Origin of the sequence: Vreelandella salicampi, assembly GCF_013415105.1 — a bacterium.
In the GTDB taxonomy this organism is placed as follows: Bacteria; Pseudomonadota; Gammaproteobacteria; order Pseudomonadales; family Halomonadaceae; genus Vreelandella; species Vreelandella salicampi.
The window spans coordinates 1-23,818 of sequence record NZ_JACCDF010000007.1; the positions used below are offsets into that span (position 1 = coordinate 1).

Consider the following 23,818-nt stretch of genomic DNA (forward strand, 5'->3'; position numbering starts at 1 on the left):
TACCCGGGTGATCGATGCCAACTGACTCAGCGATCAAACCCCTAACCTTCTGACAAACCAAGGTTTTTACACCTCATTCACCGCTGGTAACGCTCGGCGTCCCCGGCAGCGGATGCGTACTTTAAGGCCTCACTAACAAGATAGCAAGTAAAAGAAGAAATGAGTACAAAAAAAACGACAGAAGGTTGCCCTTCTGTCGCAAACCATCGATCAGAATACCTGACCAGAGAGTGCTCAGTAGCGGCCCAACACCGCGCCAGCCATTAATCAAATTTCAAAGCCAAGACCCAAATCATCGCTTGAAGTCGCCATTAGAGTTTCTGCGCCTGACTGAATCATTTGCGCGTGCGCTTTTGTGCGTGGCAGTAGCCGCTGGTAGTAAAAGCATGCGGTATTGAGCTTAGCGGCATAAAACGCCTTATCATCGCCTTCTAGAGAGGCAGACGCCTGCTTAGCAGCGCGTGCAAACAAGTAAGCCAGCGTGACATAACCGGAGTACATAAGGTAATCAACACTAGCCGCCCCTACCTCTTCGCGGTCTTGCATCGCTTTCATACCTACGCCCATCGTGAGCTCACCCCACTCAGCGTTAAGCTTCGCCAGGGGCTCAACGAATTCTTTAAGAGCCGGATTGTCGGCTTCAGCTTTACAGAACTGGTGAATTTCTTTGGTGAAGACTTTAAGCGCCTCCCCCTGACTCATCAAAACTTTGCGGCCGAGCAGATCAAGGGCTTGAATGCCGGTCGTACCTTCGTAGAGGCGTGTAATGCGCGCATCGCGCACTAGCTGCTCCATACCCCATTCTTGGATAAAGCCATGGCCGCCGTAGATTTGCACCCCTTCATTAGTGCTTTCAAAGCCGACTTCCGTCAGGAAGGCTTTGACGATGGGTGTCAAAAGGCCAAGCAGAGTTTCCGCACGCTCCTGCTCTTCACCGGATTGGCCATGCTCCACAACATCAAGCATTTGAGCGGTATACAACACCAACATGCGCCCACCTTCAGCGAAGGCTTTTTGCGTTAGCAGCATACGCCGCACATCGGGGTGAACGATGATCGGGTCAGCCGGCTTTTCTGGTGCCTGTTTGCCCGACAAACCCCGCATTTGCAAACGATCACGGGCATAGCTGAGCGAGTTTTGAAAGCTTGCCTCAATTAACCCAAGCCCTTGGATACCAACACCCAAACGTGCGGCATTCATCATGGTGAACATGCACGCCAAGCCTTTATTAGACTGACCCACTAAATAACCTGTTGCGCCGTCAAAATTCATCACACAGGTGGCGTTACCGTGAATCCCCATCTTGTGCTCAAGGGAGCCACAGGTGACACCATTGCGCTCACCGGGATTTCCTTCTGCATCCGGCAAAAATTTCGGTACCACAAAAAGCGAAATCCCTTTAGAACCTTCCGGTGCATCGGGCAGTTTCGCCAGCACTAAATGGATAATATTTTCTGCCAGATTATGCTCGCCAGCGGAAATAAATATCTTAGTGCCGGTAACGGTATAGGCATCACCACCGCTCGGAACGGCACGCGTTTTGATCAGCCCAAGATCGGTGCCACAGTGCGCCTCGGTTAAGCACATGGTGCCTGTCCAAACGCCCTCAACAAGCTTGGTCAAGTATGTCGCTTTTTGTTCATCTGTACCGTGGTGTCTCAATGCATCTGCCGCGCCATGGGAAAGCCCTGGGTACATGCCCCAAGCCAAGTTGGTCGCACAGATCATCTCAGACAGCACCATGGAAAGTGAGTGCGGAAGCCCCTGCCCCCCATGCTCAGGCTCAGCGGCCAGGCTAGGCCACCCACCTTCTACATACTCCTGATACGCCTCTTTAAACCCCTTAGGTGCTTTGACTTCGCCCCCTTCAAGCAAACACCCCTCTCGATCTCCAGACTGATTTAACGGCAGCAGCACATCACGCGAGAAACGCGCCCCCTCTTCAAGGATGGCGCTAACCACGTCTGGGGATGCATCGTCACCTGAGGGTAAACGTGCGTAATGAGAAGGAAAATCCAACATCTCATCCATGACAAAACGGAAATCGCGTAGCGGTGCTTGATAGGTAGGCATAACACTTCTCCTGACGAATGATGAAAGTGCTCAGCGCAACTTTCAAACGTATGTTTGAAATCTAACCGTATCATGCAAGAGAGTCAAGCAAGCGCTTGCCATTTACCGCTTACATTCAGCTCGACTTTCGTCAAAAAAACCGGAGGCTGGCATGGAAGCCAACCCCCGGTCGTGGAGCTGTACAACAGTCTGTAGTTAGGAATCGGCTATGCCAGCGTTACTGCATACGGATACCGCCATCCAAGCGAACAACATCGCCGTTTAGCATGACGTTGGTAATGATCTGCTCCGCCATTTTGGCAAACTCAACGGGTTTTCCTAAGCGTTTCGGGAAGGGGACAGCGGCAGCGAGTGCCTGCGCTGCCTCATCGGGGATTTCGCTCATCATCGGCGTTTCAAAAACGCCGGGGGCAATCGCCATAACGCGAATACCATGACGTGACAACTCGCGGGCAGCCGGTAGACTCATGCCCACAACACCCGCTTTAGAAGCACTGTAAGCACACTGACCAACTTGGCCATCAAATGCTGCAATAGATGCCGTGTTAATGAGAACGCCGCGCTCACCATCATCGCTTGGGGTATTTTTCGTCATCGCTGCGGACGCCAACCGCATAATATTGAACGTTCCAATCAAATTGATATTGACCGTTTTACTGTAGGCTTCAAGGCTAGCGGGATTGCCTTCCCGGTCAACGAGCTTGCCGACACTGACCACCCCAGCGCAGTGAATCACGCCTGCCAGCCCTCGCCCGTCGCTTTGCTCAACCGCCAGCGCTACGGCTTTCTGCATATCGGCGTCGGAGGTAATATCTCCCACACACGCGACCGCCGATGCACCAAGCGATTCGGCTTGAGCCTTCACACCTTCTTGCATATCGCAGAGGACGACATTTCCCCCGCCTGCCACTAACCGTTCAGCTGTCGCCGCTCCTAAACCGGAGGCGGCGCCAGTAATCAAAAATGTGTTACCCTGAACATCCATCGTCGCTTCCTTTTAATGCAGCTTATCCGTTTGAATCGGCTTGCTCAGCCGCTTCGGCACGCAGCTTAAAACGTTGAATTTTGCCGCTCGGCGTTTTTGGCAGCTCCTCGACAAACTCAATCACACGGGGAAACGCATGGGTAGAGAGACGCTCGCGTACCTGCTGACGAATCTCATCGGCAAGGTCATCGTTGGCTTCAAACCCTTCTCGCAGCACGATGTAAGACTTGATCACTTCGCCACGAATCTCATCGGGCTGCCCTACCGCCGCTGATTCAGCGACCGCTGGGTGCGTCATCACACTATTTTCGACATCGGTCGGCCCAACGCGATAGCCCGCGGTCGTAATGATATCGTCATCTCGACCGGCAAATTGGAACGAACCATCGTCGTTGCGAAACACCACATCCCCAGTCAAATAGTACCCCTCTGCAAACGGATGCTTCTCTTGCCAGGTATACCCTTGGAAAAAGTGGGCGGGCGAGTTTTTGATATCGACGGCAAGCACACCCGGTTCACCTGGGGGTAACTCATTATATTCCGCATCCAGAATCGCTAAGCGGTAGCCCGGCATCGGCACACCCATAGCGCCGACGTGTTTCGGATGATCCAGCGCGTGATGGTTATTACACGTCATGCCGGTTTCGGTTTGTCCATAGTGGTCCATCACCGGGCAGCCAAGCGCTTTTTCCACCCAGGTGACGACCTCTGTATTGAGCGGTTCACCCGCTGAACTGGCCGCTCGAAGCTCCAACGTTTGATGTGCATCGTCAAACAGCCCAGAAGCTTTCATCAAACGGTAAGCCGTGGGGGCTGCCGCAAAGTTGGTAATACGATGGCGCTTCATGAAAGCGAGGGCACCTTCAGCACTAAACCCAACCTCACAAAAGTGAGTGGTAACGCCTAATAGCAACGGCCCTGCAATGGCATAGTAAAGGCCGTATGCCCAACCCGGGTCCGCCATATTCCAGAAACGATCATCTTCCCGCAGGTCTATGGCTAACTCCATATAAATAGCGAATGCAGTCATGCCGGCAAGCGGCACCGCAACGCCTTTGGGTTTGCCCACCGTGCCGGAGGTAAACATCTGCAAAAACGGTTGATCTGGCGTTAGTCGTGGAGGCTTCTCGGTGGAAGGCGCATGCGACGTAGCCGCTTGCCAATCCAAATCGTCAGCATGTTCACTCGTCGCTCCGCCAACAGCCAGTACGGGAGGGCACTGAGTTAAACCATCAAACTTATAGCGGTTAGCATGATCGGTGATCACCAACTTGGTATCAGCCCGGCCAAGGCGGTAATCCACCGAATCAGGACCAAAGGCAGTGAATAGCGGCTGATAAACCGCGCCAATACGCCACGTAGCCACCACCGCCACTAATAATGCTGGCGTGCGCGGAAGCATGCAGGCAATCCGATCCCCGACTCCCAGGCCTTGAGATTGAAACCATCCCGCAAGCTTAGCGCTGGCTTGATCAAGTTCCGCATACGTCAACTTATGCGTATTGCCTTGCGTGTCCTCCTGAACGAGGGCCAGCACATCACCGCGTCCATCACGAATATGGCGGCCACAGCTGGCTTCATACGCATTAAAATGGCCGTCTTGGTGGTCATCCAAGCGCGCAATAACGCTATCGACTGAGAAGTTTTCAAGATACTCACGATAATCGGGAAGTGATGTTGCAGTCATGATCGCTCTCTTGTGTTGTGGTTGTGAGCTGTATCGCCATGCAGGCATATCGCCGATGCGCTAAAAACACGTGATTGTGATTATTAGGCCTGACTTGGCGCTGGCAGACATTCATCCGTTTACGTTAACGGAAACTTTGTTATACACCAACGCTAAAACCATTCCTAACAGAGAGCAAGCCTTACCCAAGGCAAGGTAATTAGACAATAGTCAAAGACCGCTCTACCGCTTCATGGGAATGATCATCGCGACCAGCTCATCGGCAAGATCATCAGGGGTTCTCGGCCCAGCCGGGTCGTACCAGCGTACCGTCCAGTTGAGGGCGCCGAGCACAAAACGTGAGACCAAAAAACGATCTCCATGAATCAGCCCTGCCTCCAACGCAGCGTCGATTACGTCAACCCAAAGGGCTTCATAGGCATCTCGAAGGTGGCTTAAATGCGCTTTCGCTTCGTCGTCTAGTCGGCGCCATTCAAATAATGCCACGACATGAGCATTACGGTCGGTGAAGAGCGTTTCCAAATGCGCTCTTGCCATGGTTCTGAGGCGCGCCTCAGGATCAGCGGGGCTAGACTCTAACGCACGGCGCGCAATTCTCAGGGCATTGTGCGTCCCCTCTTCAATCACAGCCGCCAATATCTCTTGCTTATCTTTAAAATGATGAAATAGGCTGCCCGATTTAATCCCCATTTCCTGAGCGAGCATACGTACCGTCGTCTTGTCGAAGCCTTCTTGGACAAAAAGCTGCGCGGCGAGACGCGTTAGTTCCTTGCGGCGAGGTGATGCATTCATTACATTCATATCTCTTACACTAGCGCTTGCTTGGTTACTCAGGAGAAAACCACAGCGTACGCAACGGGTCAACGCTACGAGCCCTTTGACAACCACAACAACACCAAGATTTGGAGATAAATCATGAGTAACAACGACGTCGTTTTTCTATCGGCAGCACGCACCCCAATGGGTGCCATGATGGGTAGCCTTTCGAGCGTACCAGCGCCAGAGTTAGCCGCTGTAGCGATTAAGGCGGCTACTGAGCGCTCAGGCCTTAACCCTGCTGATATCGAAGAAGGCATTATGGGCTGCGTTCTTCCCGCTGGCGTTAAACAAGGCCCAGCACGACAAGCCATGCGTCAGGCGGGCATTCCCGATGCCAACGGCGCCACTACGATCAATAAGCTATGTGGCTCGGGAATGAAGGCGACCATGCTTGTCCACGACATTATCAAGGCGGGTAGCGGGGAAATTTTGCTTGCCGGTGGCATGGAATCCATGTCCAACGCGCCCCACTTGCTCACGAAAGCGCGCGGAGGCTACCGTCTTGGCCACGGTGAACTCAAAGACCACATGTTCCTAGACGGCCTTGAAGACGCAGAAACCGGCAAACTGATGGGAGTTTTCGCGCAAGATGTGGCGTCTGAGCGCGGCTATACCCGCGAGCGCTTGGATGATTTTGCTATCGCCTCGCTTGAGCGGGCCATGGAAGCCACCAATGCGGGCCACCTCAGTGCGGAAATGGCCCCTGTTACGGTTTCGAGCCGAAAAGGCGATACCCTGGTCGAGCACGATGAGCAGCCCTTCCAAGCCAGATTGGATAAGATCCGCGAACTACGTCCTGCTTTCGCCAGAGACGGCACGATAACTGCCGCTAATTCAAGCTCTATCTCAGACGGCGCCTCAGCGTTGATTCTCTCCAGCCAAGCGGCCGCTGATAAACACGGGATCAAACCGTTAGCGCGCATGCTCGGGCATAGCACCCACTCACGCCACCCCAGTGAATTTACCATCGCCCCAGTTGGCGCTATCGAAAAACTCCTGAAAAAGCTGAACTGGGATGTTAGCGATGTCGATTTGTTTGAAATTAACGAGGCCTTCGCGGTCGTTACACTAATGGCGATGGATGACTTGGGTCTGCCGCACGATAAGGTGAACGTTTACGGTGGCGCCTGCGCGCAAGGCCACCCTATTGGCTCGACCGGCTCGCGTATCATCGCAACACTAATTCACGCGCTACGCACTAAAGGCGGCAAGCGCGGTATTGCCAGCCTTTGCATTGGCGGTGGTGAAGCCACGGCGGTCGCCGTAGAGCTCATCGATTAAGCGTTAAGTTAGCACCTGGCATGAGTGCCAGGTGCTGCTTCTAACATTGCTTGAAAGCCTGGACTGCCCGGCGCCAGCTACCAGCTAGTAGTGCCGGAGAAACGACACTCACGCTAGGCAGCTACCCCTTGCCCATCGGCACGTCTTTTATGAACGTTCTTCGGCGTATGTTCCACCGATAGCCACTGCGGCCAAGAGACATCGTCGCTTTCTGTCTCCTTCCCTTGCGAAGACACGTTTACCAATTGAGTCTCGTCTTCCTGTTTCATAGACGTCCCAGACGTCTCATGCAACGTGAACTGGTGTGCATATTCACGCATATCATCGGCTTCCCCGGCGAGCGTGTGCGCGCAGTCAGAAGCGCGTTGCACAATCTGCATTGTTTCCTGCGTGGTACTCTCAATTTGTGAGACGGCGATATTGACTTCTTCGATGCCGCGACGCTGCTCTTCATAGGCTTGTGTCATCTGCCCCATTGACTGATTGACTTCCTCAGCCGCGGTAATAATCGCGTGCGTATGTTCGCCTGCTTCTTTTGAGAGCCGGTTCCCCTGCAGCACACTTTCCCGGGAAGCCTGGAGGCGGTGACGAATATCGCTCGCCGCACGGGCACTACGCGAAGCCAAATTCCTCACTTCATTAGCGACTACCGCAAATCCACGCCCGTGCTCACCTGCCCTCGCCGCTTCAACAGAAGCGTTCAACGCCAGAATATTGGTTTGAAACGCGATGCTATCGATAACGTCAATAATGCTCTGAATCGCTTCAGAATCTTGATTAATAGAAGCCATCGTATCGACAAACTGAGAGATCACTCGCTCACCTGCCTGGGCTTTTGCAGCGGTTTCTGCTGTTGACCGATTAACGTGTTCGGCACTCTCCACGTTTTGCGTCACCGTCGCGGTTAACTGCTCAAGACTGGCCGCCATTTGCTGTAGCGCACTCATTTGCTCATCTGTGTGTGACGAGAGCGTATTGTTGTGCGCGGTCATATCGTGACTGCTGCTGTAGACACGTTCGCTACTATGACTTAAGCGCTCCACCGTGGTGGCGAGCGACCCTTGCATATTGTCCAATTCATGGAAAAGCGCACCAATTTCATTACGCCCTTTAACGCTCACCGGCGTGGAAAGATCACCACTGGCTATGCGTTTAAAATGCTCCGTCATTTGCTTAAGCGGCTTAATCACATTTTTGCGCACTCCCCACACCACAATCGCCACCATCAAAGCTGAAATAAGCAAAGCGGCCAGCACGCCTTGAAAAAGCCATGCGGACACTTGCTCGAAACGTGCCTGTAGCTCACTGCCGTTGCGCTGAACACTGTCAAAAAAAGCGTCAGCGCTTCCAACAAATTGGCGGCTACTATCATCCACTCGGGACTCACCTGATAAAAAGCCGCGCACGTCACGCTCTTCGAGCATCATCATCTGCAAGTTCAAATTGTTGTTAACCAACGATTGAAAGTCGCGTGATAGTTGCTCTGCCAACGCTTGTTGATTTTGTGTCATGGGATCGTTTTGAAAGTGTTCAAACGACGCTTTCGCTTCTTGAAGCAGCGTTTCGGCTTCTTCCATTAACGGCTCAGAGCGGTCAAATGAAGGCGTGCGAATCAGCTCTGCCGCACGGTTCATCTGAATACGTGAACGCATCAGCCGGTTGTAAGCATCGTTTAGCTCGCGCACTTGCGCCATATCCCGCTGATTAATGGTACTGAACGCATCACGGCCAAAATGATTGGCAAAAATCCCCAGCGCGCCAATTAACAAAATCAAGCCGCTAAATGCGATCAGCACCAACGTCCAGCTCGCCTTAATGCTTAAATTATCGATGATTTTCATCTCGACGATGCTCCTTAGCACAGTAAAAAAACCGTGTCCCATTGGCATGAATCAAGACGTGTGTAGCGGCAGCCATAACTGTAAACGCCGGCGTATTTCTTGCAACGCTTGCTCGTACGCATCCGGTTTAGCGATCAAGCGAGGGTCACGAATGTCCCAATAGAAGGTTTCCGTCGCTTCACCTTCCCACTCATAACAAGCCTGCTTCTCCTTATCACACAGCACAATCACAAAATCGAAATGCTCTCCCTTAAAACGTTCTAGGGACTTACTTTCTAGTCCTGAAGTCGATAGCCCCTGCTTTTGCAGGGCTTCAAGCGTATACGCATTCGGCTCATCCGGCTCGGAGCCCGCGCTAAACGTCTCGAACTCGTCACCTGCCATGTGGCGAAGTAGCACTTCCCCCATGAGCGAACGAGCAGAATTGGCGTTGCACAAAAACAGCACTCGACGTTTTGACATAGCTAAAAACTCTTTTCTTTAATGTGTAATGGCTAACATACACGGCAATCGTGACGGCAATGTTGCAACGCCTTACTCACATACGAAATATCGTATATAGTGGCTGAAAATTTTTTAGCTATGCCGATAAGGGAATCTTATGACATCGCAACACACCAACGACGAGCCCAGCACAGCTGAAGGTATGGGGCTTTTCGAGCGTTTTCTTTCTCTATGGGTCGCGTTAGCGATTATCGCAGGCATTGCATTAGGCCAGTTTGCGCCCGCCATACCAGAGACGCTTTCGCGCTTTGAGTACGCGCAAGTGTCTATCCCCGTCGCAATACTCATCTGGGCCATGATTTTTCCGATGATGGCGCAAATCGACTTCACGTCTATTCTGGGCGTTCGCCGCCAGCCCAAGGGGCTGATTATCACGACAACGGTCAACTGGCTGATCAAACCCTTTACCATGTTCGCCATTGCCTGGTTTTTCTTAACCGTGCTGTTCCAACCTTTTATTGCCCCAGATTTGGCGAATCAATACTTGGCGGGCGCTATCTTGCTGGGCGCGGCACCTTGCACCGCGATGGTGTTTGTGTGGAGTTACCTCACTCGTGGCGACGCCGCTTATACCCTGGTTCAGGTGTCGCTTAACGACCTTATTATGCTTGTGGCCTTTGCTCCCATCGTGGTTTTCTTACTCGGGGTCTCCGACATCCAGGTGCCCTGGAACACCGTCGCTCTCTCCGTTGTGTTGTATATCGTGATACCGCTGGCCGCCGGCTATATTACCCGGCAAACGCTGATCAAAAAACACGGCAGTGAGTGGTACGACAATGTTTTTATGAAACGCGTCGGGCCGATTACCCCGATGGGTCTAATCGTCACGCTGATTCTGCTGTTTGCTTTTCAGGGCGAAGTCATTCTGCAAAATCCGCTGCACATTGTGTTGATTGCGATTCCGCTGATTTTGCAAACCTTCCTGATCTTCTTTATCGCCTACGGCTGGGCGAAAGCATGGAAAGTGCCGCATAACGTTGCCGCACCAGGCGCGATGATTGGCGCTAGCAACTTCTTCGAACTCGCCGTTGCCGCGGCCATCGCCCTGTTTGATATGCAGTCGGGCGCCGCCCTCGCGACCGTGGTGGGCGTGTTGGTTGAAGTGCCCTTAATGCTTGCCTTGGTACGCATCGCCAATAAAACGCGGCACCACTTTCCGGCAGCATCGTAAGGGCTAAAATACGCGTTAATGGTACATGTACCTAAGGCGCAAGACGCGCAGGATGAAGCGGGATACTTTCGGCGAAACACGCCAGATAGCGGCTAGACGTATTCAGGTAGGCGGTTTCAATTACCAACGCCCAGGCCCAGCCAAAGGGCCATGGCCAGAGAGTAGAGCGCCGTCTGCCCCAATACCGGGTTGAGCGCCGAACCGTCGTGTCGCCACAATTTCACGTTCAAACCCAACGCCGCCAAGCCGATACATCCCCACGCCAACCAGGTCCAGGGCGCAAGACCAATAGGCAGTGACACCAGCCACGGCCCCAACGTCAAAATGCTGAACAGCCATCGAGTCGCTCGCGGACCCAGGCGCACCGCCAGGGTCAGCTTGCCCGCGCGAGCATCTGTGTGACGGTCACGCAAGTTGTTGACCACCAAGATGGCGGCTACCGGTAACCCCACCAGCGAAGCAGCAAATATCGCCTCGCTATAAACCGGAGTCTGCTGGGCCAATAAGCTACCCAACACCGCCACCGGGCCAAAAAATAGCCAGACTGCCACTTCCCCTAGCCCTAGATTGGCATAGGGCCGTCGCCCACCGCTGTAACCGAGCACCCCCAGCAAAGCCAATCCGCCCAACACCCAAAGCAGCCAATGCCCGAAGATAACCAGCCACAGCCCGGTCGCGACGGCGATTCCCAGCATCAGCATCAGTCCCACTCGCAATTCACCGGCACTCAACAACCCGGCTTGAAGCGCACGCGTTGGCCCCAGGCGATCATGCTCATCCACCCCCGCTAACCCATCAAAAAGATCATTGGCCAGGTTCACCGCCAGTTGCAACGCCAATGCACAAATCAGACACAAAATAGCGGTTAGCCAGGAGAAATGGTCCGGCGCGACCAATGTCTGTCCCAGCACGATTGGCCCCACCGCCGCCGGTAAGGTACGTGGACGCAGAGCTTGCATCCAGATAGCCACCTTGTTCATGCCAAGGTCCGTTTGGAAATACTTGATACGCGTCATCAACTCTCTACTTAATATTACTTAGTTTTTTTACTTACTTACGTTAGCAACTTATTTTACCTACTATTTGTGTCTACCGTTCTGCCTACAGCTTTCAAGGAGCCGGAATGTCCCCCGAATGGTTATCGCAGGTTCTCCTTCCCTGGGTGTTGGCCAGTGTGATGATGGCCATGGGTCTTAGCCTAACGAAAAGCGACTTCGCCCGTCCCTGGCGCCACCCACATCGCCTATTGCTTGGCGCGAGCCTTCAGATTCTAGCATTGCCGTTGCTGGCCTGGGGGCTTGTGATGTTACTACCGCTTTCGCCGCTCGCTGCCGCCGGGTTGCTTCTGGTCTCGCTGGTGCCGGGGGGAGCGACCTCGAACATGTTCAGCTACCTAGTACAAGGGGATCTGGCGTTATCCGTCAGCTTGACCGCCATCGCTGCGGTGCTGGCACCCTTCACCTTACCGTTGGTCATGAGTTGGAATCTGGACGTGCTGGGATTGAGCAGCACAGGCCTGCGTTTGCCCTACTGGCATACCGTCGGTCAGCTACTGCTTGTCACCTTAGTCCCCGTGCTCACCGGTATGTTGCTGCGCCGTATGCTTACGCCGGCAATACTCGAATGGCTATTGCCAAAGATAAAGGTATTGACGGGCGTGGCGATGATTAGCGTGGTAACGGCATTGTTCGTTAGCCATGCGCAGCGTCTGCCTTCACTGTTCAGCATTGAAACGTTGGCGGTGCTGTTGATGTGCATGTTGAGCATGACGTTGGGGTATCAAGTGGCACGCCGTTTTCGCCTACCCAATACCAGTGTACGCGCCATCACCGTTGAGGTCGGCGTGCAAAACGCCGGTGTGGCGATGATGGTCGCTTTCACGCTTCTGCAACAGCCGGGCATGGGCTTGGTGCCACTTCTTTATGGTCTATTGATGAACGTACCGGCATTCCTGTGGATGTTCACCTGCCTATGGCGAGATCGTCAGTTGACAGCCGCGCAACAACGTTCTTAAAGGCTAAAATGGATGGCATATGACCCAAAATAGAGTGGCAATCACTGGGGCAACAGGGTTAATTGGCAGCCGCCTAGTGGAAAAGCTGGCGGCCCGGGGTACGCCCGTGACGGTACTGAGCCGCCGGCCTAAGGCGGCGGCAACCCGGTTCTCTCCAGCGCGTTTCCCACTGGTCACCGTAAAAGGCTACGCACCCCTCGACCCCGCGACGATCTCATCGGCGCTGGCTGACGCATTCGCCGTGGTGCACCTGGCGGGCGAGCCTATCGCGGCCCGCTGGACACCCGAGGTACGCACTGCCATCCGCCAGAGTCGTGAAGCCGGTACTCGTGCCCTTGTCACTGCCATCGCTGGAATGTCTCACCGACCGACTACGCTGATTTCAGCGTCGGCGTGTCGCTATTACGGCGTTAGCAGCAGCAGGCGCTTTGTCGAAGACAGCCCCCCTGGCCCGGGCGGTGATTTATTGACCGATACCACGCACCGGTGGGAAGCCGAGGCGCAGCGCGCCGCCGCGTTCGGTCTGCGGGTGGTGATCCTGCGATTTGGCATTGTGTTAGCAGTTACCGAAAACGGGCGCGCCGTACTCAAACGTATACGCCCGTTTCTGGGTGGGCGCATCGGGTCGGGGCGGCAATGGGTTAGCTGGATCCACCACGAGGATGCGGTCGATATCCTGTTGCGCGCGCTAAACACCCCCGCAATGCAGGGAGCTTACAACGCCACCTCCCCCTTTCCCGTGCCCATGTCTCAGGTGACCGACGCCTTCGCTCGCGTGTCGCGCAGTTTCATCCGCGTGCCAGTGCCCGGAAGAGTGATTCAGCAGTTACTTGGCGACGGTGCGACAGTCATTCTTGACGGTCAGCGCGTATATCCCGACCGACTGCAGGCCGAAGGATTTCAGTTTCGCTTCCCGCAGATCGGCCCGACCATCAACGACATTTTGTCTTGAACCGCGACCGGCGCCAAATTGGGTAACGTGTTAGGCTTCTTCTGCGACCGAAATAGACGCGTGAGAAAGTATTTTGGCTCATACCACAAAAGCCCCCTGCATCGAAGACGCCTGGCAGGCACACCATCAAGAGCTATGTCGCTTTTTGCTCAAATACTGTGGTGACCGCGATGCAGCTGACGAGCTGCTACAGCGTGTTTATGCCAAAGCACTGGCGGACAGAGCAAACTTCTGCCAACTCGCTACGCCCAAAGCGTGGCTTTTCAAAGTCACCAAACACCAATGGATCGACGAAAAGCGCCGCGCCAAAACATGGGTCAATGCCGATGATCTAGAGCTACCCGCTGAAACCCCTTCGCCGTCCGCTATTGATAGCTTAGCTGACTGCATTGCCAGGGCCTTACCTCACTGCCCTCGCGAAGATGCCGACATTCTCTTTGAGTGCGACTTAAATGGCGTCAAACAAACCGACTATGCTCAGCACAATGGCTTAACGCTAGCCGCTACCAAAGCCCGGCTACGCCGCGCGCGAATGCGCCTACGCGAACGATTGGTGGAGCAGTGCCATTACCTTTGACGAACAAGGGCGCGTTTGCTGCCATCGCGCGCTCCCTGGGGCGAAATAAAAATTTTACGTTTCTCGGCATCCTTTTCTCCCTTAGTGCGTCTTCTTGGTAACGCATTCTCAAATAAGGGAGAAAACCATGTTGGAGGTTTTTACTTGGCTAGCCGACTGGCTAGTCTATGGACTGGGCGGGCTTGAGCCCGATAGCAAGCTAGCCAGTTCGCTACACTTTTTTGTGGAAGACACGACCAAAATCTTCGCCCTGCTCGTCGTGATGATTTATATCATCGCCCTTCTTCGCGCTTCTCTTAACCTTGAACGCGTTCGTCACTACATCCAGCAAAAAAATCGCTTTGCGGGTTACGGCTTAGGGGCCGGGTTTGGTGCCATCACACCGTTTTGCTCCTGCTCTAGCATTCCGCTGTTCCTCGGTTTTACCAGTGCGGGGATTCCTCTCGGTATCACCATGGCGTTTTTGTTTACCTCGCCCATCATTAATGAAGTTGCGGTCATCATGCTGTGGAGCCTTCTCGGCTGGGAATTCACGCTGGTATATATCGCGATTGGTATGATCGTTGGTATCGGCGGCGGTATGATTTTGGATACCTTGCGAGGTGAGCGCTGGCTAAAAGATTTTGCAGCCAAAGCTTATTCGCAAGCAGCGGAACGCCCTGCTACCGACCAACCTGTACCGGAAAAACCTTCGCTATCCCTTAAAGACCGGCACGAATTCGCCCGAGATGAGTTAAAAGAGATCGTTGGCCGCATCTGGCAATGGGTGATTATCGGCGTTGGCTTAGGCGCCGCCCTTCACGGCTTTGTTCCTGATGGTTGGTTTGCAGAAAACCTCGGCAGTGGCCAGTGGTGGAACGTACCTGTTGCCGTCTTTGCCGGTTTGCCGCTTTATTCCAATGCGACCGGAGTCATTCCGGTGATGGAGAGCTTGATCCTTAAAGGCTTGCCTGTGGGTACAACACTCGCCTTTTGCATGAGCACCGTCGCGGCGAGCGTCCCCGAGTTTATTATGCTCAAACAGGTCATGCAGTGGCGTCTGCTGGCAATTATCTTCGTCATCTTGCTGGTCAATTTCATGATTGTCGGCTGGGTGATTAACCTGCTGAGCCCTTGGCTGTTCAACGGCATGTTGTAACGCACTGAAAGGAGAATCACGATGAAAAAGATTGAAGTTTTAGGCACCGGCTGCAAAAAGTGCACCACCACTGCCGAGCACATTGGTGCCGTCGCCAAAGAGCTCGGCATCGAAGCCTCGGTTGAAAAAGTCACCGACCCGGGCGTCATCATGAGCTACCAAGTGATGTCGACGCCGGCCGTGGCAATCGACGGTAAACTCGCGCATAGCGGCAGCGTACCGGATCGCCGCAAAATCGAGACCATGCTCCAAGACTAACGGCGCGGCTGTTCCCCCACCATTACTTAACCATGGGGGAACATCTTCATGCTTGGCGTATCGTCCACTATGGCATTGATGACATTCGATCATCCATATATTATCGAGGCTCGTCACCAAACGCTCTCGCTCACCCTCTGTCTCTGTTTCTGTTTCTAAGGAGACGCCATGAACATCCTGTTTTTATGCGCGGGTAATTCTTGCCGCTCCATTTATGCAGAAGCCGTCTTCAACCATTATGCTCAACCACACCACCATGCTTACAGTGCTGGCAGCCACCCCACCGGCGAACTCAATCCACAAACACTGGATTGGCTAGAGCAAGAAGGCATTTCAATCCAAGGACTTACGAGTAAATCCTGGGATGACATCGCTATCACACCGGATGTAGTCATTACCGTTTGCGATGATGCTGCTGGTGAAGTCTGCCCCCTTTATTTAGGTAAAGCACTCCGCGTGCACTGGGGCGTTCCTGACCCTTCTCATACCGAGGGTTCTAATGCCGATGAAAACGAATCAGCGTTTTCTGCGACGTTCAACGCCCTCCATCAGGGTATCAAAGAGATGGCAACGCTACCCCTGGATGCGCTATCGCCTGCGGAACTTAAGACACAACTTAACGCCATACATCAGCATTTTCTTAGGACAATAATTCAGCATGACGACCAATACACGATGCGATGACCTTCCCAATATTGACCGCGAGCTTTTCTCGGCGCCTTCCGCTGAGTCTTTAGACATGCCAGCCGATGTGACGCATGCGCCGCGTATTTTGCTGTTATATGGATCTCTACGTGAACGCTCTTTCAGCCGCTTCGCCGTGGAGGAAGCAGCTCGGTTGTTACGCGCCATGGGTGCCGAAACACGTATTTTTAATCCCCGCGACTTGCCATTACCCGATGCGGAAGAAGCAACACATCCGAAAGTAAACGAGCTACGTGAATTGGCAAAGTGGTCTGAAGGCATGGTGTGGTGCTCGCCTGAACGGCATGGCGCGATGACCGCTATCATGAAAGCCCAAATCGACTGGATTCCATTAGCTCTAGGCGCCGTGCGTCCAACGCAAGGGAAAACACTCGCGGTTATGCAAGTATGCGGCGGCTCGCAGTCGTTTAATACGGTTAATCAGCTGCGTGTGCTAGGCCGTTGGATGCGCATGGTCACGATCCCCAATCAGTCTTCGATTCCCAAGGCATTTATGGAGTTTGACGACAATGGGCGTATGAAACCTTCCACTTACTACGACCGTATCGTTGATGTGATGGAAGAGTTGGTCAAATTCACGCTACTGGTACGTGAACGCACCCATGTCCTGACCGACCGCTACTCCGAACGCAAGGAATCAGCAGCCGAGCTTTCTGCCCGGGTAAACCAACGTTCTATCTGATAGGGGCGCCAGCTTATTCATGACGACAGACACCATCGACATTTCCCCCGATGCGGCCGCTTTTATTCATGAAAAAGGCGGTGTGCTAACCGTCAGGCTTTCACCACGCCATGGCTGTTGTGGGGGCATAGCAAACCTTGCCGTAGCGGAAGCGCGCCCACCAGGCACGCCGTCACATTTCACCCGCTGCGAACACGATGGCATCACGCTTTACATCGCACCGGAGCTTGAGGGAGAAGGGTTACGTGTTGACGTGGAAGGCTTTTGGAAGCTGCGACGGCTTTACGTTGACGGCGCGGCGATAAAATCACCGCGCCGTGGATCGGCTTAACGTATCAATAAGCCCTCTTTTCAGGTAAAGCCTTTAGAGAAGAGCGCGGGCATGCTCTCAATAGGGCCCGGCCGAGCGAGGAGAAACCCCTGCACACTGGCGCAGCGATGCTCGCCGAGAAAGACGAGTTGACCCTGTGTTTCCACGCCCTCGGCCACCACATGCAGGTTCAGGGCGCGAGCCAACGCAATAACGGCCTGAATGATAGCGGCATCCTCCGAGTCCCGCGTCAGATCACGAATGAACGTACGATCAATCTTCAACGTGTTGACCGGAAAGCGTTTGAGATAGCTAAGCGACGAGTAACCGGTACCGAAATCATCGATGGCCAGGCGCACGCCTAGAGCACGCAGGGCCTGCATGGTATCGATGGCCGCCTCGACATCGTCCATTACCATGCTTTCGGTGATTTCCAGCTCGACTTTCTCGGGCAGAATGGCACTCTCTTCGAGGGCAGTGCGTACGCTATCGATCAGGCCCGACTGGCGGAACTGGCGAGCCGAAAGATTGATCGCCACGCCCGGCACCTGGCCAAGGCGTTCGCCAAGGGCGACGGCATCAAGGCAAGCACGGCGCAGTATCCAGGCCCCCAGCGGCACAATCAGTGTTGTTTCCTCGGCCAGGGGAATAAAGTCGGCTGGCGAGACCATTCCATCGGCGTGGGGCCAGCGGATTAACGCTTCCATGCTTGAAAAGCGGCCTGTTTCCAGGTCCAGCTTAGGCTGATAATGCAGCACAAAGCCTTCCTCGGCTACGGCTCGGCGCAGATCGCTTTCCAGACGCACACGCGCGGCACTGTTTTTGTTCATGTTGTCGGAGAAAAAGCGAAACTCCCCGCGCCCGAGCTCTTTGGCCTGTATCAAAGCCGTCTCGGCCACCCGCACAAGTTCATCAACATCGGCGGCATTATCAGGAAAAATAGCAATACCGATACTGGCCTGCAGAAACACCTCATCGATTTGCCCCGACTCGTCTTCCATATTGAAGGGCGTGTTCATGGCTTCCAGCATGCGTTTGGCCACCACGGCGGCATTCTCAGGCGCTTTGAGATCGTTAAGAATGACCGCAAAATCGTCACCGCCCACACGCGAGACAAGATCAGGATCGCGCTCGCGGCGACTTTCCTGACGCGCGATCATATCGGTACGGCGTACGGCGGTTCCCAGGCGCTCAGCCACCTCAACCAGAAGTTTGTCCCCAGCGGGGAAGCCGAAGGTGTCGTTGATCTGCTTGAAGCGGTCGAGGTTAAGCAGCATCACCCCAACGCGCGCGCCCTGACGGCGAGAGACCTCAAATTCGTGTTGTAGGCGGTGACGAAAGAGCGAGCGATTGGGCAGCGTGGTCAGAGAATCGTAGTACTGCAGCCGCTCGATTTCCTCTTCCGAGGCCTTTTGCTCGGTCAGATCGTGGAACACAGCCACGTAGTTTCGTGTATTGCCCTCGTCATCTGCCAGCCGGTCGATGCTCAAAAATTTGGGAAAGGCCTCGCCGTTCGCACGACGATCCCATATCTCGCCTTCCCAATGCTGGTCTCGATCAAGGGCGTCCCACATACGCCGGTAAAAATCGGGGCCGTGGTGACCAGATTTGGCTACGGTGGGCTTTCTGCCGATCACCTTATCCTGCTTAAAACCGGTTAATGTCTCGTAAGCCGGGTTCACGTAGAGAATACGATTATCCGCATCGGTGATGGCCACGGCATGGGAGGCGCGCTCCACCACCTTATTGACAAGTTCAAGACGGTTGATGGTCTCTCGGTGGCGCTTAGCCTCCTCCTCCAGCTGCGCGGTGCGCTCGCTTACCCGCTTCTCGAGTTCGCTATTAACCGCTGCCAGCATCCGTTCCAAACGCTTGCGCTCGCTGAGATCATGCAGAATGGCAGCAAAACGGGGCTCTCCATTTTCCTTGAAGAGGCTAACCGAGATCAGCAGCGGCAAACTGTTACCATGGCGGTCAAGGCCTTCGACTTCTCGCGTCGCCCCCACCATAAAACGGGCGCCATGCTCGCGGTAATTAGTGACATAACCCGGATGGCGACGACGCTCAGAGTTTGGCATCAAGTCGGTAATAGGGCGACCGCCAAGGGAGCCTGAGGCATACTGAAAGATCCCCTCTGCGGCCTGGTTGGCCTGCACAATGATGCCGTTGATGTCGGCGATGATGATGCCGTTGGTTGCCGTTGCCAGCAAATCGGCGGCACCTTCATTTCCAGGTGCTGGGGCGGCCTTCTCCATGAATTCCTCTAACTCTGTTCACGTCTTACTTGGCGAGTATGACCTGAGTATATGGCGTGCCAGCATTTAAACCTTGATTAGAAGCAAGACCGCTCCTTATAACGTACTACTGCTTATAGCCTACTGCTACGTTTTAGTAGTATCGCCAGAGGTTTGAGAATCTTGCGGCAACGCCAAGGCCATTAAGGCGCTGGCCGCGACCAAGGCAGCCGCAAACCACAAGCAAGCACTTAGGCCATAAGCCATATACAACCAGCCAGAAAGCAGTGTACCAATCAACCGCCCCATCGCATTGGCCATATAGTAAAAGCCGACATCCATTGAGACGCCATCAGCGCGGGCATAGTGAACGATTAAGTAGCTGTGCCAGCTAGAATTAATCGCGAACAGCACGCCAAAGGCCAGAAGCCCGATGACTAGCCATTCAACCTGGGCCAGTGGCAGTAACGCCAACAGAATCGCCAGTACCGCCAGCGCCGCGGCCCACCCCGCCGTGAGAAACCGAGCATCGCCCTTAATTAACCGTGTTAGCTTGGGCGCCTGGGTTTGTACACCACCGTAGCCGATTACCCATATCGCTAACAGCCCACCCACGGTCCAATATGACCAGCCGTGTTGGTCGTAAAGAAACACCGGCAGCGCCACCACAAACCACACATCGCGCGAGGCAAACAGGCAAAAGCGCGCCGCAGAGAGCACGTTAATAGCGCGTGATTTTGAAAAGATTTCGGAGAATTTAGGCTTGGCTTTCTGGCGGCCTAAATCCGCCTTCAAGCGCCATAATGAAAGTAGCAACACGCCGCCTAGCATTACCGCCATGACGAATACAGCGGCCTGAAAGCCAATCAACGTCAGTAGCAGCCCGCCGACAAAAAAGCCCAGCCCTTTGAGGGCGTTTTTAGAACCGGTCAGCACCGCCACCCAATGGTAGAGCGAGCTGTTGGCGTCAGCGCTGTCTTTGGGCACCAGTATTTTAACGGCGCTTTTAGCGCTCATCTTATTAAGGTCTTTGGCAATGCCCGACAGCGCCTGGGCGGACATGACCCAAGCAACCGTTAACATCCCTGCGGGCACCATCAGCATAGCAAGCGCGATAATTTGCAGCCCAAGCCCCACGTTCATGGTGCGGTTAAGACCCAACCGCGCACCCAACCAGCCGCCTACCAGGTTGGTCACCACGCCAAACGCCTCGTAGAACAGAAACAGCATGGCGATTTCCAGCGGCGAGTAACCCAGCTGGTGAAAGTACATCACCACCAGCATGCGCAACGCGCCATCGGTAATCGTGAACGCCCAGTAATTGCCTGTTATCAGCATGTATTGGCGCACCTCGAAAGGTAGCGCCTTTACCCGCGCAAGCATTGATTCAGCCACGTTCCACCTGCTCACCGTCTACCTGCCCACCTACCATCAGGGCTAGCTCAGCGGTACGATTGGCATAGCCCCACTCGTTGTCGTACCACGCGTAAAGTTTAAGCTGTGTGCTATTAATCACCATGGTGGAAAGCGCATCGATGATGGAGCTTCTGGGGTCGGTGCGGTAATCAATCGATACCAACGGACGCTCTTCATAGCCCAAAATACCGGCAAGCTCGCCCTCTGCGGCGGCTTTTAGCGCTGCATTAACCTCTTCGGCGGTGACCTCACGCTCAAGCTCAAAGACCATGTCGGTGATCGAGGCATTGGCCAGCGGCACACGAATGGCATGGCCGTTTATCTTGCCGTCAAGCTCAGGGAATATCTCGATAATCGCTTTCGCCGAACCCGTGGTGGTGGGTATCAAGCTCATACCGCAGGCACGCGCGCGACGCAGGTCCTTATGCGGGGCATCAAGAATCGTTTGGGTATTGGTAATATCGTGAACGGTGGTCATCGAGCCATGGCGAATGCCGTAGGTCTCTTGAAGCACCTTAACGACAGGCGCCAAGCAGTTGGTCGTACAACTGGCCGCGGTGACAATACGGTGCGTCTCTGGGTCATAATGATGGTCATTAACGCCCATCACCACGTTGAGCACTTGTGGCTCTTTCACCGGCGCACTAACGACGACGCGCTTAACGCCTTGATCCAAATAGGCGCGAAGTTTGTCGTGCGTTTTGTTTTTACCCGAACACTCAATCACCACATCACAATCCGACCAGTCACTGTCAGCGATGGCGCTATTGGCGCTGAAAGCGACTGCCTTGGCATCGAGGATGATATGAGATGCGTCTGCAGTGATACCCTGGCCCGGCGACCAGTGACCATGAACGGAATCAAACTCCAGTAAATGAGCAAAAGTTACCGCATCACCGCCCGGGTCATTGATGCGAATAAGCTCAACGTTGCCCAATGCCACCTCTTGCCAAAGGCTGCGCAGTGTCAAACGGCCCATGCGGCCAAAACCGTTGATACCGACTTTCAGTGCCATGTGAATTCCTCTTGCCGTAGTTAGCGTAACCTAACAAACAATATATATTTTCCCATATATAAAAACCGCAAAAAAAGTGCGGCACGGTCGTGAAAACACGCCCTTACCGCACTGCAAACATTAACCATAGCGGCCGGAAATATAATCTTCTGTCTTTTTCTTTGCTGGCGTCGAGAACATCACTTTAGTGTCGTTGTACTCGATGATTTCACCCAAGTGGAAAAACGCCGTGTAATCTGCCACGCGCGCAGCCTGTTGCATGTTGTGAGTTACCGTGATGATCGTGAACTGCTGCTTCAGACGATCCATCAAATCTTCAATTGTTGCCGTTGAAATCGGGTCAAGCGCTGAAGTGGGCTCGTCCATCAGAATTACATCCGGCTGAACCGCAATCGCACGGGCGATACACAAGCGCTGCTGCTGGCCACCCGACAACGATGTACCTGGCTCCTGGAGCTTATCTTTTGCTTCTTCCCACAGGCCCGCATCACGTAGTGCTTTTTCCACCAACTCATCCTGGTCGGCTTTACGGCTAACTAAGTCGTGCATGCGCGGTGCGTAGGCAACGTTTTCATAGATCGACTTCGGGAACGGGTTGGGTTTCTGAAATACCATACCCACGCGACGGCGTAGCGCAACCACATCCATCTTGGCCGCGTTGACATCGCGGCCGTCCATTTCCACCAAGCCTTCCGTACGTACACTGGGAATCAGATCGTTCATACGGTTCAGGCAGCGCAAAAAGGTCGATTTACCGCAGCCAGAAGGCCCGATAAGGGCCGTGACGTTCTTCTGAAACAAATCGATATTCAGGTTCTTCAGCGCTTGGTTTTTACCGTACCAGAGGTTTAAGTCACGCACGCTAAAGCTCAGGTCGTGGCTCGCCTTATCATTGCGCGTGTAGGGCTGGCCGACCGCAGGTTCTTGCTGCTCATTCATTACGGGTGCTTGGCTATTCATAGTCATGTCCTCTATCGCGCTGGCCTACCAGCGACGCTCAAATTTCTTACGTAATACAACGGCGGAGGCGTTGAGTGAAATGAGTATGGCGAGTAGCACCAAGATACCGCCGGCGGTTTTTTCCACAAATGCCTGCTCAGGCTCCCCTGACCAAGTGAATATTTGTGCCGGCATCACCGTCGCCGCGTCGGTAAATGAAACACTCGCATCGGGAATAAACGCCACCATGCCGACAATAATCAGCGGTGCCGTTTCCCCCATCGCTTGCGCTAAGCCGATAATCGAGCCGGTCATAATCCCCGGCATCGCCAAGGGTAAAACGTGGTCACGCACCACTTGCCAACGCGAACAACCAACCCCAAAGCCCGCATGACGGATGGATTCCGGCACGCTACGCAGCGCCGCCCGAGTCGAAATAATGATGACCGGCAGCGTCATCAACGCCAAGGTCATACCACCCGCGATTGGGGAAGAACGCGGCACGCCAAAGAAGTTAATAAAGATCGCCAGGCCCAGCAGACCAAACAGAATCGAGGGAATGGCAGCCAGGTTGTTGATATTGATCTCAATGATCTGGGTAAAGCGGTTATCCGGGGCGAACTCTTCCAAATACACCGCTGTCATCACGCCGATAGGGAATGAGATCGCCAGGGTGACGATCATGGTCATCACCGTACCCACCACGGCCGATAGAATACCGGCGTACTCGGCAATTTTTGAGTCACCGTTAGTAAAGAAGGTGGTATTAAAACGCATTTCCACCTTACCCGATTCTACCAACGCATCAATGGCGGCCTCCTGCTCAGGGTCCAAACTACTGCGATTGCCTTTGAGGTATTGATCCACCTCGCTATCCACCAGCACCCACTCGTTCGTGCTGGCACCGACCATGTCAGGATTATTGCGTAACTCTAACGGGATTGTACGCACCACAGTGCGGCTGATAACCGGCAAAAACTCTTCTTCAAATGCCTGGCGTCCGTCGGTTTCGGCTTCTTCGTTATAGTTGATCTCGACTTGTATATACGCCTGCTGAAAAGCGGGCAGGCCTTTATTGAGCATGTCGGCAAAAAACAGCACCAGGAACAACCCCGCCAGGCCTAACGACCCCATGGTTATCCATTTAAGCCGGGTAGACTTGCGGTGGCGCCGCTTTAGCTGTTGGCTGATGTCGTCAAAGGTATTGCTCATCGAAA

General features: G+C 54.0%; 22 protein-coding genes. 10 read left to right on the top strand and 12 right to left on the bottom strand.

The window, feature by feature from the left end; translation table 11 throughout:
• Positions 1 to 267: 267 nt before the first annotated feature.
• The 4 genes from HZS81_RS09010 to HZS81_RS09025 form a co-directional block, all read right to left on the bottom strand.
• On the bottom strand, positions 268 to 2,073 hold the full coding sequence (locus HZS81_RS09010; RefSeq protein ID WP_179930235.1) for an acyl-CoA dehydrogenase C-terminal domain-containing protein: 1,806 nt from the start codon (positions 2,071 to 2,073) through the stop codon (positions 268 to 270).
• A gap of 217 nt (positions 2,074 to 2,290) precedes the next feature.
• Positions 2,291 to 3,058, bottom strand: coding sequence for an SDR family NAD(P)-dependent oxidoreductase (locus tag HZS81_RS09015; protein WP_179930236.1), 768 nt, complete (start codon positions 3,056 to 3,058; stop codon positions 2,291 to 2,293).
• 22 nt (positions 3,059 to 3,080) lie between these two features.
• On the bottom strand, positions 3,081 to 4,745 hold the full coding sequence (locus HZS81_RS09020; RefSeq protein ID WP_179930237.1) for an AMP-binding protein: 1,665 nt from the start codon (positions 4,743 to 4,745) through the stop codon (positions 3,081 to 3,083).
• 222 nt (positions 4,746 to 4,967) lie between these two features.
• Positions 4,968 to 5,537, bottom strand: a complete 570-nt coding sequence (locus HZS81_RS09025; protein ID WP_179930238.1) for a TetR/AcrR family transcriptional regulator — start codon at positions 5,535 to 5,537, stop codon at positions 4,968 to 4,970.
• Between the two features lie 123 nt (positions 5,538 to 5,660).
• On the opposite strand from HZS81_RS09025, the gene HZS81_RS09030 reads away from it, so the two are divergent.
• Complete coding sequence (locus tag HZS81_RS09030) at positions 5,661 to 6,845, top strand: acetyl-CoA C-acyltransferase (protein WP_179930239.1); 1,185 nt, start codon at positions 5,661 to 5,663, stop codon at positions 6,843 to 6,845.
• A 113-nt stretch (positions 6,846 to 6,958) separates the two neighbouring features.
• Here HZS81_RS09030 and HZS81_RS09035 read toward each other — a convergent pair whose 3' ends face one another.
• Entirely contained in the window at positions 6,959 to 8,686 is a 1,728-nt protein-coding gene (locus HZS81_RS09035) for a methyl-accepting chemotaxis protein (RefSeq protein ID WP_179930240.1), read from the bottom strand.
• A 51-nt stretch (positions 8,687 to 8,737) separates the two neighbouring features.
• On the bottom strand, positions 8,738 to 9,148 hold the full coding sequence (locus HZS81_RS09040) for an arsenate reductase ArsC (RefSeq protein ID WP_179930241.1): 411 nt from the start codon (positions 9,146 to 9,148) through the stop codon (positions 8,738 to 8,740).
• Positions 9,149 to 9,287: 139 nt separating this feature from the next.
• Here HZS81_RS09040 and arsB point away from each other — a divergent pair, with 139 nt between their 5' ends.
• Entirely contained in the window at positions 9,288 to 10,361 is a 1,074-nt protein-coding gene (gene arsB, locus HZS81_RS09045; protein WP_241697440.1) for an ACR3 family arsenite efflux transporter, read from the top strand.
• A 116-nt stretch (positions 10,362 to 10,477) separates the two neighbouring features.
• Here arsB and menA read toward each other — a convergent pair whose 3' ends face one another.
• Positions 10,478 to 11,377, bottom strand: a complete 900-nt coding sequence (gene menA / locus HZS81_RS09050) for a 1,4-dihydroxy-2-naphthoate octaprenyltransferase (RefSeq protein ID WP_206679547.1) — start codon at positions 11,375 to 11,377, stop codon at positions 10,478 to 10,480.
• Between the two features lie 65 nt (positions 11,378 to 11,442).
• Between menA and HZS81_RS09055 the strand changes: the two genes are divergently transcribed.
• The 8 genes from HZS81_RS09055 (at position 11,443) to HZS81_RS09090 (ending at position 17,018) form a co-directional block, all read left to right on the top strand.
• Entirely contained in the window at positions 11,443 to 12,375 is a 933-nt protein-coding gene (locus tag HZS81_RS09055; RefSeq protein WP_338401844.1) for a bile acid:sodium symporter family protein, read from the top strand.
• Positions 12,376 to 12,394: 19 nt separating this feature from the next.
• Complete coding sequence (locus HZS81_RS09060; RefSeq protein ID WP_179930243.1) at positions 12,395 to 13,327, top strand: TIGR01777 family oxidoreductase; 933 nt, start codon at positions 12,395 to 12,397, stop codon at positions 13,325 to 13,327.
• Between the two features lie 73 nt (positions 13,328 to 13,400).
• Positions 13,401 to 13,904 carry an RNA polymerase sigma factor gene (locus tag HZS81_RS09065; RefSeq protein WP_179930244.1) on the top strand — a complete coding sequence of 168 codons (504 nt, stop codon included), beginning with the start codon at positions 13,401 to 13,403 and terminating at the stop codon, positions 13,902 to 13,904.
• Positions 13,905 to 14,031: 127 nt separating this feature from the next.
• Positions 14,032 to 15,042 carry a permease gene (locus HZS81_RS09070; RefSeq protein WP_179930245.1) on the top strand — a complete coding sequence of 337 codons (1,011 nt, stop codon included), beginning with the start codon at positions 14,032 to 14,034 and terminating at the stop codon, positions 15,040 to 15,042.
• A gap of 21 nt (positions 15,043 to 15,063) precedes the next feature.
• On the top strand, positions 15,064 to 15,300 hold the full coding sequence (locus HZS81_RS09075; RefSeq protein WP_179930246.1) for a thioredoxin family protein: 237 nt from the start codon (positions 15,064 to 15,066) through the stop codon (positions 15,298 to 15,300).
• Between the two features lie 168 nt (positions 15,301 to 15,468).
• Positions 15,469 to 15,984, top strand: a complete 516-nt coding sequence (locus HZS81_RS09080) for an arsenate reductase ArsC (RefSeq protein WP_179930247.1) — start codon at positions 15,469 to 15,471, stop codon at positions 15,982 to 15,984.
• On the top strand, positions 15,959 to 16,687 hold the full coding sequence (arsH, locus tag HZS81_RS09085) for an arsenical resistance protein ArsH (protein WP_179930248.1): 729 nt from the start codon (positions 15,959 to 15,961) through the stop codon (positions 16,685 to 16,687). The genes HZS81_RS09080 and arsH overlap by 26 nt, the downstream gene beginning before the upstream one ends.
• Positions 16,688 to 16,706: 19 nt before the next feature.
• Entirely contained in the window at positions 16,707 to 17,018 is a 312-nt protein-coding gene (locus tag HZS81_RS09090) for a CC/Se motif family (seleno)protein (RefSeq protein ID WP_179930249.1), read from the top strand.
• 20 nt (positions 17,019 to 17,038) lie between these two features.
• Here HZS81_RS09090 and HZS81_RS09095 read toward each other — a convergent pair whose 3' ends face one another.
• The 5 genes from HZS81_RS09095 to pstA all read right to left on the bottom strand — a co-directional run bounded on the left by HZS81_RS09095 (position 17,039) and on the right by pstA (position 23,813).
• Positions 17,039 to 19,252: a sensor domain-containing protein gene (locus HZS81_RS09095; RefSeq protein WP_179930250.1), complete on the bottom strand. Its 2,214-nt coding sequence runs from the start codon at positions 19,250 to 19,252 to the stop codon at positions 17,039 to 17,041.
• 126 nt (positions 19,253 to 19,378) lie between these two features.
• Entirely contained in the window at positions 19,379 to 20,614 is a 1,236-nt protein-coding gene (gene arsJ, locus HZS81_RS09100; RefSeq protein ID WP_179930376.1) for an organoarsenical effux MFS transporter ArsJ, read from the bottom strand.
• 4 nt (positions 20,615 to 20,618) lie between these two features.
• A complete protein-coding gene (locus HZS81_RS09105) occupies positions 20,619 to 21,662 on the bottom strand; it encodes an ArsJ-associated glyceraldehyde-3-phosphate dehydrogenase (protein WP_179930251.1) in 1,044 nt (347 codons plus the stop codon).
• Between the two features lie 120 nt (positions 21,663 to 21,782).
• On the bottom strand, positions 21,783 to 22,622 hold the full coding sequence (pstB, locus tag HZS81_RS09110) for a phosphate ABC transporter ATP-binding protein PstB (protein ID WP_179930252.1): 840 nt from the start codon (positions 22,620 to 22,622) through the stop codon (positions 21,783 to 21,785).
• Positions 22,623 to 22,646: 24 nt separating this feature from the next.
• Complete coding sequence (gene pstA, locus HZS81_RS09115; RefSeq protein ID WP_179930253.1) at positions 22,647 to 23,813, bottom strand: phosphate ABC transporter permease PstA; 1,167 nt, start codon at positions 23,811 to 23,813, stop codon at positions 22,647 to 22,649.
• Positions 23,814 to 23,818: the final 5 nt, after the last annotated feature.